13 protein-coding genes are annotated in these 14,225 nt (G+C 63.4%); 9 read left to right on the top strand and 4 right to left on the bottom strand.

Annotation, left to right across the window (positions count from 1 at the left end; genetic code table 11):
- The first annotated feature begins 134 nt into the window (after positions 1-134).
- Both NKJ37_RS30205 and NKJ37_RS30200 read left to right on the top strand, forming a co-directional pair.
- Positions 135-1,304 carry a DUF1972 domain-containing protein gene (locus tag NKJ37_RS30205; RefSeq protein WP_352776247.1) on the top strand — a complete coding sequence of 390 codons (1,170 nt, stop codon included), beginning with the start codon at positions 135-137 and terminating at the stop codon, positions 1,302-1,304.
- Positions 1,301-2,563 (top strand): glycoside hydrolase family 5 protein, encoded by a 1,263-nt coding sequence (locus NKJ37_RS30200; protein WP_352776245.1) that lies wholly within the window; start codon positions 1,301-1,303, stop codon positions 2,561-2,563. The genes NKJ37_RS30205 and NKJ37_RS30200 overlap by 4 nt, the downstream gene beginning before the upstream one ends.
- Here NKJ37_RS30200 and NKJ37_RS30195 read toward each other — a convergent pair.
- On the bottom strand, positions 2,526-3,857 hold the full coding sequence (locus tag NKJ37_RS30195; RefSeq protein ID WP_352776243.1) for a VpsF family polysaccharide biosynthesis protein: 1,332 nt from the start codon (positions 3,855-3,857) through the stop codon (positions 2,526-2,528). The genes NKJ37_RS30200 and NKJ37_RS30195 overlap by 38 nt on opposite strands.
- 1 nt (position 3,858) lies before the next feature.
- The gene (locus NKJ37_RS30190; RefSeq protein ID WP_352776241.1) at positions 3,859-5,958 is read right to left on the bottom strand and encodes a GumC family protein; all 2,100 of its coding nucleotides are present in this window, start codon (positions 5,956-5,958) and stop codon (positions 3,859-3,861) included.
- Positions 5,959-6,207: 249 nt separating this feature from the next.
- On the opposite strand from NKJ37_RS30190, the gene NKJ37_RS30185 reads away from it, so the two are divergent.
- The 4 genes from NKJ37_RS30185 (at position 6,208) to NKJ37_RS30170 (ending at position 10,707) form a co-directional block, all read left to right on the top strand.
- Positions 6,208-7,719, top strand: coding sequence for a glucosamine inositolphosphorylceramide transferase family protein (locus NKJ37_RS30185; protein ID WP_352721064.1), 1,512 nt, complete (start codon positions 6,208-6,210; stop codon positions 7,717-7,719).
- A 117-nt stretch (positions 7,720-7,836) separates the two neighbouring features.
- Positions 7,837-9,027 (top strand): FAD-dependent oxidoreductase, encoded by a 1,191-nt coding sequence (locus NKJ37_RS30180; RefSeq protein WP_352441848.1) that lies wholly within the window; start codon positions 7,837-7,839, stop codon positions 9,025-9,027.
- Between the two features lie 428 nt (positions 9,028-9,455).
- Complete coding sequence (locus NKJ37_RS30175) at positions 9,456-10,487, top strand: hydroxyacid dehydrogenase (RefSeq protein WP_352721066.1); 1,032 nt, start codon at positions 9,456-9,458, stop codon at positions 10,485-10,487.
- A 103-nt stretch (positions 10,488-10,590) separates the two neighbouring features.
- The gene (locus tag NKJ37_RS30170; protein ID WP_023813303.1) at positions 10,591-10,707 is read left to right on the top strand and encodes a hypothetical protein; all 117 of its coding nucleotides are present in this window, start codon (positions 10,591-10,593) and stop codon (positions 10,705-10,707) included.
- Positions 10,708-10,782: 75 nt separating this feature from the next.
- Here the strand turns inward: NKJ37_RS30170 and NKJ37_RS30165 are convergent, their stop codons facing one another.
- Positions 10,783-10,992 carry a hypothetical protein gene (locus NKJ37_RS30165; RefSeq protein WP_023813302.1) on the bottom strand — a complete coding sequence of 70 codons (210 nt, stop codon included), beginning with the start codon at positions 10,990-10,992 and terminating at the stop codon, positions 10,783-10,785.
- 655 nt (positions 10,993-11,647) lie between these two features.
- Here NKJ37_RS30165 and NKJ37_RS30160 point away from each other — a divergent pair.
- Positions 11,648-12,373, top strand: coding sequence for a Crp/Fnr family transcriptional regulator (locus NKJ37_RS30160; RefSeq protein WP_031213618.1), 726 nt, complete (start codon positions 11,648-11,650; stop codon positions 12,371-12,373).
- Here NKJ37_RS30160 and NKJ37_RS30155 read toward each other — a convergent pair whose 3' ends face one another.
- Complete coding sequence (locus NKJ37_RS30155) at positions 12,374-12,658, bottom strand: hypothetical protein (protein WP_128305546.1); 285 nt, start codon at positions 12,656-12,658, stop codon at positions 12,374-12,376.
- Positions 12,659-12,888: 230 nt separating this feature from the next.
- Here NKJ37_RS30155 and NKJ37_RS30150 point away from each other — a divergent pair, with 230 nt between their 5' ends.
- Entirely contained in the window at positions 12,889-13,635 is a 747-nt protein-coding gene (locus tag NKJ37_RS30150) for a helix-turn-helix domain-containing protein (RefSeq protein ID WP_352776238.1), read from the top strand.
- Positions 13,636-13,798: 163 nt separating this feature from the next.
- Positions 13,799-14,104, top strand: a complete 306-nt coding sequence (locus tag NKJ37_RS30145) for a hypothetical protein (RefSeq protein WP_352632167.1) — start codon at positions 13,799-13,801, stop codon at positions 14,102-14,104.
- Positions 14,105-14,225 lie beyond the last annotated feature (121 nt).

The following is a 14,225-nucleotide window of genomic DNA, read 5'->3' as shown; positions in this document are numbered from 1 at the left end:
CACCGTTTTTTTACAACCCCGCGCGATGATCCCTCGCAGGGTACCGAAATCGGGAGGTGGCACGGAAGTTGCCACCTGCTCATTATAAATTAAGCAATATCTAATATATGAGACATGTGAAAGTGCCGCCGGCCATGAAACCAGAAACGCCCGCCATTCTGATCCTGGGGACCCGCGGCATACCCGCGGCCCATGGCGGCTTTGAAACCTTTGCCGAAAAACTGGCGCTGTTTCTTGTCGGGCGAGGTTGGAAAGTTGGCGTCTATTGCCAAGATGAGGTCGAGCGGATCGACCAGAGGGTGCGCAGCGAAACCTGGCGCGGCATCGAGCTCATTCACATCCAGGTCGCCTCCAAGGGACCGCGCGCGACGCTGGAATTCGACTGGCAATGCGCCCGCGACGCCGCCCGGCGACCGGGTGTTTGCCTGGTGCTCGGCTACAATGGCGCGGTCTTCCTGACCTGGCTCAGGCTGAAGCGACGCAAGATCTTCACCAACATGGACGGCATCGAGTGGCGCCGCCCAAAATGGGGAATGGCGGCGCGAACCTGGTTCTGGGTCAACGAATGGATCGGCGCATGGGCCTCGCATCGGCTGGTCGCCGATCATCCCGCCATCGCAGATCACCTGGCGACACGCCGGCCGCGCAGCGCCATCGCCACCATCGCCTATGGCGCCGATCCAGTGGCATCGGCGCCCGAGGCGCCGGTGCGGGCGCTCGGCCTCGAGCCCGGGCGCTATCTCATCTCGATCGCGCGCATCGAACCCGACAACAACATCCTGCCGATCGTCGAAGCTTTTTGCTCCGCCAAGCGCGACATGAAGCTGGTGGTGCTGGGAACGCTGTCCGACGACATCCCCTATCATGCCGCCATCCGCAAGGCGGCGAATGGCTCGGTGGTCCTGCCGGGCGCCATCTACGACCATGCGACGGTCAAGGCGCTCAGATACCACGCCCGCGCCTATCTGCATGGCCACACGGTCGGCGGCACCAACCCCTCGCTGGTCGAGGCGCTGGCGGCCGGCAACATGGTGATCGCCCACGACAATCCCTACAACAGATGGACCGCCGGGGCTGCCGCGATCTACTTCACCGACAAGGACAGTTGCGCCAAGCGGATGCAGCAGGCGCTGGACGATGATGCCCTGGTCAAGGCCTGCAGCGTTGCCGCCAGGGCGCGCGCCCGCGAAGCCTTTCGCTGGGACGATGTCCTGCTTGCCTATGAAAATGAGGCCTATCATTTGCTCGGCATGACCGCCGCCAAGACCACCGCGATGGATCACGCATCGCCAGGAACCGTATGACAGGCTGGTCGCGCCGGCGGGTGCTGCGGACGGCGCTGTCCACCGCGGCGGCTCTCGGCTCGCTCCCGATCGCACCAATCGCTCGCGCAGCCGCCGGGCCGCGATTTCGGCGCGGCGTCAACGCCTGGCCCTGGTTCTCGCTGACGCGCGAATTTCCCGCTCCGCGCACCGACTATGACTGGCCGCCCTTCCAGTCGCAACGGCCGGTGCCGACCCCGGACGACCTGCGTCGGCTGCGCAGGACCGGGCTCGATTTCATCCGTCTGCCTGTTGATCCCGGCCCTTTCCTGGCCGCCGACGCCACCACGCGCGGCCGGTTGCTGGACATGCTGGACGCGGCTGTCACGGCCACCCTCCACGCCGGTCTCGGCATCATCGTCAACATCCAGGCCAATGCCGCCACCCATTATTGGAACCCCGACCGCATGGTCTCCAGCACCGCGGCGCCCGCCTTCGATCTCTACCGCGGGCTGGTCGGCGAGCTTGCCGGCAGGCTGGCGCGGTTCCAGCCCGGCAGGGTGGCGCTCGAGCCGGTCAACGAGCCGGCGCAGGCCTGCGCGTCGAACGTCTGGTCGCAGATCCAGCTTTCACTTCTGACGGCGGCAAGAGCCTCGGCCGCGACCCTGCCGCTGGTCGTCACCGGCGGCTGCGGCTCGATGGTGAGCGGACTGAACGCGCTCGATCCGGCACCGCTGTCCCCGTTCGAACCGATCCTGTTCACCTTCCACTTCTATGAGCCCTATCTGTTCAGCCATCAGGGGGCACCCTGGATGCGCGAGCCCGTCTACCGGTCGCTCAACAATGTGCCGTGGCCGGCATCCGCCGGCTCGCTGCAACAGACGCTGGCATCGGTCAGGGCGCGCATGGCGCAGGACACCGAAACCCCTGAAGACGCCAAGCAGGCAGCCTATGCCGAGACCGAGCGTGTGCTGAAAGTCTATTTCGACGCCCGGCCCGACCGCTGGTTTGTCGACAAATATCTTCGCCAGGTTCGCGACTGGGCCGACGGCCACGGCCTTGCGCCGGAACGCATCATCATGGGCGAGTTCGGCGCGCTGCGCACCGACACCCGCTATGTCGCCGCGCCCAACCCGGATCGCGGGCGCTACATCGCCGATGTCAGGCGGAGCGCCGAGGAACTCGGCTTCGCCTGGGCACTGTGGGATCTCTTCGACGGCATGGGCATGATGGACGATACCACCCGGGCGGTGGACCCTGATATCATCGCGGCGCTTGGCCTGACCATGCCGGTGGACTGACCGGTCTGAAAGCTGCCCGCGCCGGCCGGTAAAGCACCAATGCCAGCACCACGAACTTGGTCAGCAGCGTCGTCTTCGACGCGACGCTTTCCGAAGTGTTGATCAGGATGACCCAGCCCAGCATCGGCAGCCAGATGCCGGCATGGCAGCGGCGCGCCACCTCGAACAGGAACAGCACGAAGCCGAACGTCAGCAAAAGGGTGAAGAAGGCGCCCTGATAGAGGACCGTGCGGATGATCGGGTTCTCGATGCCCTGTTCGAGACCGTTGATGCGGCGCAGGCTGTCGATCAGCTCGACATCCGGCCCCACGATCAGATCGCGCAATTCCAGGTGCTTGAAAAGCTCGAACATCTCGACGCGGGCATTGGCGCTTCCGCTGTCCGACACGAAGCGCTCCAGCAGCGCGTCGAAAAAGCCCAGATATGCCGCCACTATGATGACGACCGGCAGCAGTGCGGCAAGCATGAAGCCGAGTGCCGCACCTAAGAGATTGACGCGGCCCTGGCGCAATTTGGTGGTGCCCTGAAAAAGCAGGTAGCAGCCGCCGAGCACCACCGTCGTCACCATCGCCGTGCGGCCGCCGAAGGCGACGAGTGCCGCGCATTGCAGGCCGATCAACCCTATCCGCACAGGCGTCGACAGGGATCTGGCACCGGAGAGCAGCGCAAGCACGTAGATCGACGTCACCATGGCATTGGCGAGCGGATGCCCCTGCAGAGCGCTCGAGCGCAGATCGGTGGTAAACGCCACGCCGTCGAGGCGATAGGGAAAGATAAGCGTCTTGGTGGCGAACTCGAAAAGGGCAAGCAGCGCATTCGCCGTCATGACAACGTGAACGACGGTCTGCAGCCCGGCGAATGTCCGTTCGTCGTCCTCGCTGAGCATCAGCACCAGAAGTGCCGCGGCCACGAACGTATCGATCATGCCAGCCATGCCGGGCCGCTGCCTGGCGATGACGACGAACAAAAGCACGATCGATATGGCGGCCATCAGCGCGCTGGCCGGCCGCCTGTCGGCGAGATGGACGATATAGCCGACCGGATTGCCTGACGCACAGGAGCGCCAGGCAAACAAGAGGACGATGAGATACGTGGACGGGTGGATCTTGGTCGCCGGGTTGCCGAACAGGCCATCATAATTGTAGCCGACCAGCCACAGCATGCCGCCCGAGATGCTGAACAGCACCGCTACCGCCGCGATCAGTCCGAAGCGCGTCAGCGCATCGAGCGACGTGCCGGCGCGGGGTGCGGCAACACCATGGTTCGAAGCGCTTGCGCTCCAACTGGCAGCCATATCAGGCGGCCTCGTCGACCAGCAAGGCGGCCGTTGGCAACCGCCCCATCACGGAAACCGCCTGCGCGGTCGTCGTGACGTCGCGCATCGGGGTGGCGTTCAGCGTGGCGACGAGTACGATCTCGTCGGCCATGGCGACCAGCGGCGAGGCATTGAGATTGTCGGCCAGCGCGCCGCCGTCGATGACGACGAGTTCGAAGCTCCGGCTGGCCCGCGCCAGCATCTGCTGCGCAAAATAGATGCCATGCGCTTCCTGGAAGACCGCCTTTGAGCGGCCCCTGCCCAGCACGGCAACGTTGCTGCCGGCTGCGTAATGGCTGACGGCCTCGAAGGCGTACTCGCCGCGCAGCACATCGAGGACTCCCGGCTGCGGATCCTTCTGGTCGCCGCCGGCATTGGCATCGATGAACAGCACACGGCTGCCCCTGGATGCCGCGGCATCGGCCAGCAGCCGCGCCACCCGGCTGCGCTGCGCGCCCTCGCCCGGCGAAGATGTCACCAGGATGGAAGGCACCAGCGGCCAGTCCGCCGGACGCTGGCCCGAACTGAACATCCGCCTCAGCGCAAGGCCGACGACGGCATCGGTCTTCTGGCTGGAGGCGGCGGCGCGCGCCCTGCCGAAAGGCCACCAGCGCCGGCCAGTGTCTGACCTTGCCGGCACCACGCCCAGCACCGGCGCGTCGATGGCCGACTGCATCTGCGCGCTGGAAAGCACCGTCGGCGAGGAATATTCGGCGATCAACGCCAGACCGGTGCCGAGCCCGAGCCCGCCGAATATCGCGCCCAGCAACAGCAGCGGCAAAGGCGGCCAGCTCTTCTTCAAGGCGGGCATGGCGTTGGAGATGATGCGCGCATTGGTGCTGTCGACATTGATCTGCTCGCGCGTCTCCTGGGCGCGCTGAAGATAGTTCGAGTAGACGGAACGCAACGCCTCAAGATCGCGCTGCAATTCGCGCAGCCGCACCGAGGCCTGGTCGGTGTCGAGCGACTTGCTCTTCATGCCGGCGACCTTGGCTTCCAGCGCCTGCTGGTTGGCCAGCGCCCGTTCGTAGTCCGTCTCGGTGGCGGTGGCGATGCGGCCGAGCTCACGCGCGATCAGCTGGCGCGTGTCGCGCAACTGCTGCTGGGCTGCGATCAGCGAAGGATGACGAGGCCCCAGCTCCGTGCCGAGTTGCGAGACCTGGTCGACCAGCGTCGCCTCTTGCGCCCGCAGGCTCGAGATCACCGCCGAGCGCATCGCTTCCGAGGTCGCGTCCGCCGTGCCGCTCTGGCGGCGCATCTGGTCGACCTGCGCCTTCAGCGCCGCGGTGCGGCTCTGCGCCGCCGCAAGCTGCGTGTTGATCTCGGTCAGTTCCTGGTCGCTGACCAGATTGCCTGCCGCCATCACCATGTTGTTGGCGGACTTGTAGGCCTCGACGGCATTCTCGGCCTGCTGGACACGCTTGCGCTGCTCGTCCAGCCGGGCGGTGATCGACTCGGAGGCGTCCCTGGCCATTTTCGCGCGCGCGCTCGCCTGGTCGACCAGGTAGGCCTGCGCGATGGCGTTGGCCAGGAGGGCGGCCTTGTCGGCGCTCTTGGCGGTGACGATGACGTCGAGGACCAGGACCTTGTCGGCCCGCTTCACCGCCAGGCGCCGGCGCAGCGCGTCGAGTGTCTGCACCGACCTGTCGCCTTCGGCCGATGCCGAACCGAGCAGGCGCGACAGCAAGCCCTGCCCGTTGAATTCCGGATCCTGCGTCAGGTTTGTCGCCGCGATCGCCCGCATCAGCACGCCTGTCGACTGGACCACGCTGACCTGGCTCTCGACCTGCGTGATGCCGCCATCGGGTGAGATACGGCTGGGATTGACGTCGTTGGTGACCACCTGCAGATCCTGCGGATCGATCAGGATTTCCGCCGCCGAGCTGTAGAGCGCAGGTGTGAAAAGGCCGTAGAGCAGGGCGACCAGCGTCAGCAGTGCAACGGTACCGAAGATCCAGAACCGGCGGCGCACCAGGATGCGCTTCAGGTCGCCCAGTTCGACAGTCGAAGCTGCGTATGATCCCGCGCGTGCCGCATCCGGAGAGTGTTGCTGAGGAACCATGGGCAGGGATGATTGCATGGCTGCCTCCGACAATACTCCATATGCCGGCAAGATCAGTTTGCGGCGATAACCTAGCTATTCCTCCAACTGTTAAAACATTGTTAATTATGTTGAGAGGTGACGTGAATTTTGGCACGCGGTTTGCTTAAAAATATACATATCGAGGTGTTGGCTACGCAGCGAGCGGAGACGGATGCAGATGGGGTTACAATTTGACCGGACCGGCCTGGCCGGCAAGGCCGGGCACCGCCTTTTCGGACCTCCACCATGCAGATAAGTCTACGCCTGGACGGCGACTGCGTCCGCGCCTTTCATCTCACGCTGCTGGAGCGCCTTGCCGCGCTCGGCGACGTCGAACTGTCCGTCGATGTCAGGCCGGCGGGCGGCGGCATTCCGCGCAGCGCCGCGGCCCTGTTTCAACTCGAAACGGCGATACACGGACTGGCCCATGATGGACTGGCCCATGATGGACTAGCCAAGCGTGTGCCGCTTTCGGCGCTCGCGCCCTATCGGCGGTCCCCTGCTTCGCCCGACCTTGTGATCGACCTCTGCGGCGATGTCAGGCTGGAAAGCACACGGGTCTGGCGCGTCACCTATGACGGCGCCAGCGGGGAAGCGGCCTTGCTGGCCCTGATCCTCGCCGGCCGCACGCCGCTTGCCCGCATCGATGAGAACGGCGTTGCGATCGCCGCCGGGCGTCTGGGCACAGAATATGGCGGCATCGCGCTGGCGTCCTTCCAGGATATGCTCGCGCGCACAGCAAGCCTGATCGTCGCTGCCATGTCAGGCGCGGCAAAGTCGGTGCCCGATCTGCCAGAGCCGGCGCAGGCAGGCAGCCCGCCGCCAATGCCCTCGGCCGGCAAGCTTGGGGTCAGAGCCGGCAAGACGCTGGCGCGGCGGATCGTCCAGAAGATCTATCACCTTTGCTACAACGCGCCGCATTGGAAGGTCGGCTGGCGGCAAACCGGGGGCCGCGATCTTTTCGACCTGCGTGCGCATCCGGCGTCGGGATGGCAAGAGCTGCCGGACGATGGCAGCCGCTTCTACGCCGATCCGTTTCCCATCCTCTACCAGGGCCAGCTGACCCTGTTCGTCGAGGACTATATTCACCGGCTCGGCAAGGCCATCATCTCCGCCGTGCCCTTCGGCCCGGCAGGCCCGCTCGGACGACCTGAACCGGTGCTGGATCTGCCCTACCATCTCTCCTACCCCTTCGTCTTCGAGCGCGACGGCGAGGTCTGGATGGTGCCGGAAAGCTGCGCCAACGGCACGGTCGATCTCTACCGGGCCACCGCCTTTCCCGGCGGATGGGTCAAGGAGGCGACGCTTCTGTCCGGTGTCGTCGCCAGCGACGCCACGCTTGTCGAGCATGGCGGCGCCTGGTGGCTGTTCGCCACCGTCCGCGACGGCGGCGGCGCCTTCTCCGACACGCTGCATCTGTGGTCGGCGCCGGATTTTCGCGGCCCCTGGACGCCGCACCCCAAAAATCCCGTGCTGATCGACATCGCCTCGGCGCGGCCGGCCGGCCGCATGGTCAGGCGCGGCAACGACCTGCTGCGCCCGGTTCAGGACTGCCGCAGGAGCTATGGCGCGGCGCTTGGCATCGCACGCATTTCTCACCTTGATTTGATCGGCATGGAGCAGGTCGTTGAAACCATCTTGCATCCAGGTGCGCTATGGAGTGGGCGTAAACTTCACACGCTCAACGAGGCTGGCGGCTTTGAGTTCATCGATGGCTCGGCGATCGCACCGCGCTGGAAGCAGCGGGCCCGCGATTAACCTAAACATTGGTTACTACCAGGCACGCGCTCCGGTTGCTTGCGGTTGATTCAGGTCCGGAAGATATTTTCTACCGGAGATTGTGAACGTGCAGTTGCCACCAGAAAGGGCAGCAGAATGAGTATCTCAGAGGCCTGCCCGGCCGAAGTCGATGTGGCGATCGTCGGTGCCGGAATGGCTGGGACCACCTTAGCCATGCTGTTGGGAAAAGCCGGGCGCAAGGTGGCGCTGATCGACCCGCACCGCGTCCACCACGAGGAGTTCCGGGCCGAGAAGATCGGCATGGATCAGATGCTGCTGTTCGAAAAGCTCGGCCTCGATGCAACACTCAAGCGTCTCGTCACCTCGACGACCGACACGCATGTCTTTCGCCTCGGCCAGTTTTTCGCGCATGAGAAGAAGGCTGAATTCACATTCTCCTACGGCGCGCTGATCAATGGCCTGCGCGATGCCTTGCCTGCGCAAGTGCCGCTGACGGTCGGCAAGGTAACCGAAGTCTCGACTGGACCGGACCGGCAGCGGCTTGTGCTGGCCGACGGCGCCGTCATCGATGCCCGCCTGCTGGTGGTGGCAACCGGCCACGGCGAGGCGGTGCGGCGCGCCGTCGGGGTCGAGCGTATTGAGCAATCGAAGGCGCATTCACTGTCGATGGGATTCGACCTCGCCATCTCGCCGCGCGATTTCGGTCATCAGTCCGTCACCTGCTACAGCAGGCGGGCTGCCGACCGTATCGCCTACATCAGCATCTTTCCCCTCGGCGACAAGATGCGGGCGAACATGTTCCTCTATCGCAATGTGGCCGAAGCGTGGACGCGGGCCTTTCGCCAGGAGCCGCAAAAGATGCTCTGCGAGCTGATGCCCGAAATAGCAGCGCGATGTGGCAACTTCGAAGTCGCAAGTCCTGTCGAGGTCAGGCAGATCAGCCTGAGCACCACGCAAGGCCATCGCCGCGACGGGGTCATCTTCATCGGCGATGCCTTCTGCACGACGTGTCCGACGCCGGGCGTCGGCATCGGGCGCGTGATGACCGATGTCGATCAACTCCATTCGGTTCACATTCCACGATGGCTCGAAACACCAGGCATGGCGGCTGACAAGATCAACGCTTTCTATGACGACCCGGTCAAGGTGGCTGCCGATGAGGATGGCATGCGGGTGAGTTACTATGCCAAGTCGATCACCGCCGGCACCGGACTGGAATGGCGCGCAAGGCGCCTGCGCAACAACACCGCGCGCCAGCTGATGATCATCGGCCGCAAGGTCCGGCATCTGGGACAGCGGCGGGCGCCCGTGGCCAATATGCGATAGGGCGCGACCAGTCGCGCCCTATCGATTGCTGCTATTGATTGCCCTTGTCAGGCGAATGCATCAGGCGCCAATCAATCACTGAGGATCGGCGGAGGTGTCGATGGGGCAGTCTGGGCCGTGACGCCCGAAAGCCTGTCGCGCTTCTGCAATGTTGGTTTCTCGTATTTCTTCACTGTAAAGTGCCCTCCAAATTAGTACGGTGCCAGCAGAACCAATTCCCTGCCCCGTGTCAATTGTGTCATTACTGGTCCTTACGTCGTTTCCGCGCCATCGTAGTCAAACGATTCTTCACTGTTGCATTGCGGCACATATCGGCTCCGACAGGGCACCTCATCCCAGCGCCAATCGCGCTCTCCTTGCCTCCCCGCGCGATGTTGTAAATCGTTTCATCCAAGGTATTTTGGCCATCGGGAACAGAGGGAATAGTCATGTCCAACAGCGCCTTGCCGCTGGTTATCAGTGCGCCGGAACCACGCACGCTCGACCTGATCTTCACAGCCCGGCAGCTGGCGCGGCTCAAGGCGCATTATCGCATTGTCGAGACGACCGCTGACGGCGTCGCGAAACTGCCGGCCGACGTGCTGGCCGAGGCGCGCTATATCATCGGCCAGCCGCCCATATCGCCCGAAACGCTCGACCGGATGAAGGCGCTGCGCTGCGTCTTCAATGTCGAGACCAACCTCATCAACAACATGCCCTACGAGACCTTGTTCGCGCGCGGCATCCATGTCGTCACCACCGGCCTGGTGTTCGCCGAGCCGGTCGCGGAGCTTGGCCTTGCCATGGCGCTCAACCTCGCCCGCGACATCGTCGATGCCGATCTCGCCTTCCGCCAGGGACAGGAACTGTGGGGCGGCGACGGCAACCACACGGCGCGGCTCTTGTCCGGCGCCGATGTCGGCATCATCGGCTTCGGCGATCTCGGCCGGGCGCTCAACCGGCTGCTGTCGGGTTTCCGCACCCGCACCAAAGTCTTCGATCCCTGGCTGCCGCCATCGATCCTCATCGACAATGGCGTCGAACCGGCCTCTCTCGACGAGGTGCTGTCGACCAGCGACTTCATCTTCGTCGTTGCGTCGGTGACCAGCGAGAACCAGGGTTTTCTCGGTGCCGAGGCCTTTGCCGGCATGCGCAAGGGCGCCGCCTTCATCCTGCTCAGCCGCGCCGGCGTGGTCGACTTCCCGGCGCTGATGGCGGCGGTGAAGAGCGGCCACATCGTCGCCGCCAGCGACGTTTTCCCCGAAGAACCGCTGGCGCGGGACCATCCGGTGCGCACCCTGCCCGGCTTCCTGCGCTCGGCTCACCGTGCCGGCGCGCTCGACATCGCCTTCAAGCGCATGGGCGATATGGTGCTGGAGGACATGGACCTGATCGACCGCGGCCTGCCGCCGCTGCGCTCCAAGCGCGCCGAGCGCGAGACGGTTTCGCGCATGCGTTCCAAGCCGGCCGACAGGAATTGAAGCGTGGATTTTCGTCCCGGTCGGCCGACCCTCGACAAGGTCGGCTTGACAAGAGCGCGGCCGGCGACGACGCTCCCGCAATCGAATTTTGTGGAGGGAAGCCATGAACATGAAGAAGATCTATGAAAAACCGATGCTGCTCAAACGGCAGAAACTCTCTGCCGTGACGGCGCAGCAAGCCGCTTCAGGAGTGACAGGTCCGACAGGGCCGACAGGCTAACGCCTCGCGGCGTCCAATAAAGGCAGCATTGGACGCGCCTGCGGGTCGGCGGCGAAACGACAGTCGCTCGCAACTTCAGTGTTCATGGCTGCTCTTCGCTCTGCGGGCAACCGCTTCCATAAAAGAGCGCGCGGCAGCGTCACAAGCCGTTCTGGACGGTCCGTTCGCGGACAGCACGACCTCCGCGGCCTTCCGCGACATGCCGTATTTCCGGGCGAAGATCGCAGCGTCGTAAGGTTCGTTTTTGGCTGCCGGTGTCGCGGACGTGATCCTGGCCTTGGTCATTGGCGGGTCCGCCTGAAACTTTCGAGCAACTCGCCTTCATTGCGGCAGCCATTCTGAAACAGCGAAAACACTGTGGCTGCCAGCCGCTGTACGTCCGACTCCCCCGACACGCGGTCAAGTTTGCGCTCCAGGCAGACCCGATCGAAGACGCGCTGGCACAGCTGCAGATCGGAAGGATGGAAACCGGGATTGCGCTTATGAAGGCTCGGCATAAGAAGCCCCTTTCGGAGCAGCGACCACTTCCTTGACGCTGTCGGTCAAAAAATGAAATCGGACTGAGCAAGAGTCAACATCGGCCTCATCACAGTAAGTATCGTACAATTCTCCCGCCGGTCTGCCGAACGGTTCTCAGGCCCAGCGCGACATGGCGCTTTGTCATTAGCCGGCGGATTTTATTGGCCCTCACCGTGATCCGACGCTCTCAAGATATATGTCGGTTTTGTACCAAGTGGCGCTTGGTACGTTTCCGACACTAACATTCAGGCCGATCTTTTCATATGCGAACGGGCGTTGGGGGGCGCCGTGCTTCGAATTTCACATCGCATTCATAGCTTTATTCGTTCTGCGCCCCTATACATAGGCGATCGTCCGCACGTTTTTACGGGCACGGACGGCTGGGAGATTGGATGGCTCTTGCCCTGCATTGGGCCACGCCATGTCTGATCCCAACAAAAATCATCAATACCGAAACCAACTGCTGCGACGCATGCCTGCGGATGATCTGGCGTTGCTCGAGCCGCACATGCAGCGCTGCGACTTGCCGCTACGCATGATGCTTGTGACCCCGAATATTCCGATCGAGGCCGTCTACTTCATCGAACAGGGCATCGGTTCGGTGGTCGCCAGCACGGCGAGCGGCCAAGAGGCCGAAGTGGGCTTCATCGGCTTCGAAGGCATGACGGGATACTCCCTGGTGATGGGCGACGACCGTGCGCCGCATGCCTGTTATGTACAACTCGAAGGCGAGGCGATCCGCATCGAAGCCGGCGCATTCAAGGCAGCATTGGCGGCAAGTGCGACCATGCGCATGTTCCTGCTGCGCTTCATCAACGCGCTACAAACCCAGGCCGGCTGCACCGCGCTCGTCAACGCGCGGCTGAAGCTCGAGGAGCGGCTGGCGCGATGGCTGCTCATGTGCGACGACCGCGTGCCGGGCGAACATCTCGCCATCACGCACGAATTCCTGGCCATCATGCTTGGTGTCAGGCGGCCAGGCGTCACCGTTGCCCTTCAATTGCTCGAAGGCCGCGCGCTGATCCGCTCGCGTCGGGGCGAGATCGTCATTCGTGACCGCGCCGGGCTGCTGGAACTTGCCAATGGCAGTTACGGCGAAGCCGAGGCCGAATATGCAAGGCTGATCGGCGAGATCGGCGCGCCCTGATCAGGAGCGGTCGCCGCCGGCATCCGGCTTGCCCGATGTCGCTTTGCCGGGCAGCGCCGCACCGCCTTCAAATGCGCCTCGGCCAATCGGCCCATCCCTGCCGACCGGCAAGCCGGCATGCTCCAGACTTGCAAGCTTGCACTTCGTCTGCTCGGCCGCCGCTCCGACAAGGCAGTCGATGGTGAACATGGCACCGGCGTGCTCGCTTGCCGCGACCGCCTGGCGGATCTTCGTCAATTGCGCTTGTGTGTAGTCCAGAAGCTCGACCAGGCCGGTATGATCCAAACCGCCCTCCATTGCAGGATGTCGAGAGGCCGATCTGAGGTCGCTCTTGCCACCGAAATACGCCCATTTGCGGGGCTTGCATAGCCGGACTGTCAAAATCGTACAGTCTACGCGCCCACGGGATCCTCGCCCTATTGGACAAAGGTCCATCTTCGCACCCTCGCTACGTCATGCAAGTGTATATAAGCTATCGCTTGAATACTGGTCCGTACGTCTGTCGGGGAGATGTCGTGCCAATCCGCGAGAATCTCGCCGCCAATCTCAGGCGGCTGGTCCAACGCTACGCTTCCGTCAGCGCGGTGTGCCGTGAGCTTGGCATCAACCGCACCCAGTTCGAGCGCTATCTGCAAGGCAAGGCGGTTCCCAACAAAGCCACCGCCAGGCTGATCTGCGACTATTTCAAGATCGACGAGGATCAGTTGTATCGTGAGCCGGCCGCCGCGGCAGCCAAGGGCGACAGCAATGCAACGTTGCGCGAGGCACTGTACGAGAACATGGTGCGGCCGCCGTCGCCCGCCATCGCCGGAGGCACCTATTTCACCTATTTTTCGATCCCCGGCCGACCCGATTTTTTGATGCGCTCGGTCACCTTCGTGCGGCGTGAGACCGATCTCGTCACCTTCAGGCGGGTGACGCGCTGGGCTCCGGGCGGTGGCCAGGGTGGTTCGAGAATACCCGGCAACCATTACGGCGTGGCGATCTCGCGCCTGAACTGGATCTATTTCACAGGCATCAACCGCCGCCAGACAAGCGAGCCCTCGATCATGACCGTACAGTGGGCTCCCATCTCCGAACCGGTTCTGGTCGGCAGGGCGATCGTCCTCACCGGATCGGGGCCGGCCTTTGTGTCGGTCATCATGCGGCAGGACGTCACCAGGATCAGCATGAGGCGAGCGATGCTGATGGCCCATATCGTCAGTCTCGACGACCCCAGCGTCGATCGGCTGGTGGTCAGTCTTGCACGAGAGACCCGCTAAACTCGCTTTCTACGGGAAAAATCGGGAAAGTTTCAAGTTTTTCGACTATATTTTTCTTCGTTTCGGGATTTTTGCGCAAAAAAAGCCGGAACTTTCACCCAAACCTGTCGTTTTCCAACTGATCGTTGCTTCGACGATCCCAAAGCAACAGGAGGAGTACACCATGAACATCAAGATGATCTGTTTCGGCGCGATGACGCTCTCGATGGTTGCCGGCTCCGCGCTTGCCGCAAGCGATACCGGCACGTCGGCTCTCGACGATCCGGCCAAGATGCAGCCCTTCTACACGGACTCCAGCAGGAAGACGATGGTCGGCGAGGACGACTTCGTAAAGGCCTGGAAGGCCCTTACGCCGGACGACCAGACCGCGATGATGAAGGCCTGCGAGGACGAGGCGAAGGACGCCACTGCGGCCAACAGCCATCCGGAATTCTGCAGCAGCGTGAAAGCGAACGGCGGCAGCAAGTAGCAATCCAGCGAACCGATTAGAAACAGCCCCTTCGCGGGTAATGCAGTTCACTTAGGCACCTTCAGTGTTCTGACAGGATATTTGGCTGGTAGCTTTTTGACGACACGGGGGCATGATCGCC

The sequence above is a fragment of the Mesorhizobium sp. M0140 genome, from assembly GCF_040322475.1.
GTDB lineage: Bacteria > Pseudomonadota > Alphaproteobacteria > Rhizobiales > Rhizobiaceae > Mesorhizobium.
Note: the sequence above shows the minus strand (reverse complement) of the source record. Positions and strands in the feature narration are given on the sequence as shown.

Bases quoted from the DNA above. Each gene is read 5' to 3' on its own strand.
- NKJ37_RS30205 (WP_352776247.1), top strand. From the start codon at position 135: ATGAAACCAGAAACGCCCGCCATTCTGATCCTGGGGACCCGCGGCATA.
- NKJ37_RS30200 (WP_352776245.1), top strand. From the start codon at position 1,301: ATGACAGGCTGGTCGCGCCGGCGGGTGCTGCGGACGGCGCTGTCCACC.
- NKJ37_RS30195 (WP_352776243.1), bottom strand. From the start codon at position 3,857: ATGGCTGCCAGTTGGAGCGCAAGCGCTTCGAACCATGGTGTTGCCGCA.
- NKJ37_RS30190 (WP_352776241.1), bottom strand. From the start codon at position 5,958: ATGCAATCATCCCTGCCCATGGTTCCTCAGCAACACTCTCCGGATGCG.
- NKJ37_RS30185 (WP_352721064.1), top strand. From the start codon at position 6,208: ATGCAGATAAGTCTACGCCTGGACGGCGACTGCGTCCGCGCCTTTCAT.
- NKJ37_RS30180 (WP_352441848.1), top strand. From the start codon at position 7,837: ATGAGTATCTCAGAGGCCTGCCCGGCCGAAGTCGATGTGGCGATCGTC.
- NKJ37_RS30175 (WP_352721066.1), top strand. From the start codon at position 9,456: ATGTCCAACAGCGCCTTGCCGCTGGTTATCAGTGCGCCGGAACCACGC.
- NKJ37_RS30170 (WP_023813303.1), top strand. From the start codon at position 10,591: ATGAACATGAAGAAGATCTATGAAAAACCGATGCTGCTCAAACGGCAG.
- NKJ37_RS30165 (WP_023813302.1), bottom strand. From the start codon at position 10,992: ATGACCAAGGCCAGGATCACGTCCGCGACACCGGCAGCCAAAAACGAA.
- NKJ37_RS30160 (WP_031213618.1), top strand. From the start codon at position 11,648: ATGTCTGATCCCAACAAAAATCATCAATACCGAAACCAACTGCTGCGA.
- NKJ37_RS30145 (WP_352632167.1), top strand. From the start codon at position 13,799: ATGAACATCAAGATGATCTGTTTCGGCGCGATGACGCTCTCGATGGTT.